1 protein-coding gene and 1 pseudogene are annotated in these 1247 nt (G+C 66.7%); both read left to right on the top strand.

Translation table 11 applies throughout. The features are described from left to right. Window positions 1-83: 83 nt before the first annotated feature. Window positions 84-254: pseudogene (locus CGZ91_RS14815) on the top strand (transposase); the annotation flags it as partial. Beyond that, window positions 182-1231, top strand: a complete 1050-nt coding sequence (locus tag CGZ91_RS04625; RefSeq protein WP_324252651.1) for an IS3 family transposase — start codon at window positions 182-184, stop codon at window positions 1229-1231. The pseudogene CGZ91_RS14815 and the gene CGZ91_RS04625, both read left to right, overlap by 73 nt. Window positions 1232-1247 lie beyond the last annotated feature (16 nt).

Genomic DNA, 1247 nt, shown 5'->3' with positions numbered 1-1247 from the left:
TGGCCTGACCCCCTTTTGTAGGTCCAGTCATTGTGAGAGTTGTCCTGTTGCTCGAGGCTTCGGGCAGGGAGACTGGTCAGATCATGACAAACAGAAGGAAGCGTCACACGCCGGAGCAGGTGGTTCGTAAGCTCGGGCAGGCTGACAGGCTGCTCGCTGATGGCGCCGACGTCGCGGCGGTATGTCGCGAGCTCGGCGTGTCCGAGCAGACGTACTACCGGTGGCGGAACCAGTACGGCGGGCTGAAAGCCGACGACGCGAAACGACTCAAGGAACTCGAGAAGCAGAACGCCACGCTGAAGCGGCTGCTGGCCGAGGCGGAGCTCGAGAAGGCCGCACTGAAGGAGCTGGCGGAGGGAAACTTCTAGGCCCGGGCAGACGCCGCGCCGCCGTCGCTCACCTGATCCGGGCACTGCGGGTGAGTGAGCGGATGGCGTGCCGTCTGGCCGGGCTGTCGCGCTCCGCCTACCGGCGCCCCCTGCACCGGGAAACGGCCGCGGACCCGGACCGGGCATTACGCGACTGGCTCCGGGCGTACGCGAAGCAGCACCCAAGATGGGGATACCGCAGGGCGTATCACGACGCCCGCGCAGAGGGCTGGACGGTGAACCACAAGAAGATCCAGCGGCTGTGGCGCGAGGAGGGCCTCCGCGTGCCGCAACGTCGCCGCCGCAAACGCGTGGGTGCCTCCACCGCCGACGCGCCCTCCGCCTCGGCGCCGAACCTGGTGTGGGCGGTCGACTTCCAATTCGACAGCGACGAACGCGGCCGGCCGATCAAGATCTGCTCCATCGTGGACGAGCACACTCGCGAATGCATCGGAGGCCTGGTCGACCGTTCGATCACCGCCACGAAGCTCACCGACCACCTCGAAGCGCTCGTCGCTGTCCGCGGCGCCCCAGCGACGCTGCGCTGCGACAACGGGCCCGAACTGATCAGCGAGGCCATGGCGCACTGGGCCGGCACCCGCACCGGCCTGAGCTACATCCCGCCCGGGTCACCGTGGCGCAACGGCTACATCGAGTCGTTCAACAGCAGGATCCGCGACGAGTGCCTCAACATCAACACCTTCTACTCGCTGCTCCACGCCCGCGTGGTGATCAGCGACTGGAAGACCGAGTACAACCACGACCGCAGGCACTCATCGCTGGGCTATCTCGCACCGGCCGACTACGCTCGGCAGTGCACCCATCAAATGGAAACCGACGACTCGCACAACGTCCGGACCTAACCGTGGGGGCAGGTCA

It is taken from the genome of Parenemella sanctibonifatiensis (genome assembly GCF_002250565.1).
Classification (GTDB): Bacteria; Actinomycetota; Actinomycetes; order Propionibacteriales; family Propionibacteriaceae; genus Parenemella; species Parenemella sanctibonifatiensis.
This window is presented reverse-complemented; position numbering and strand designations above follow the sequence as displayed.

Coding starts and splice junctions, on each gene's coding strand:
- CGZ91_RS04625 (WP_324252651.1), top strand. CDS start 182: ATGTCGCGAGCTCGGCGTGTCCGAGCAGACGTACTACCGGTGGCGGAA.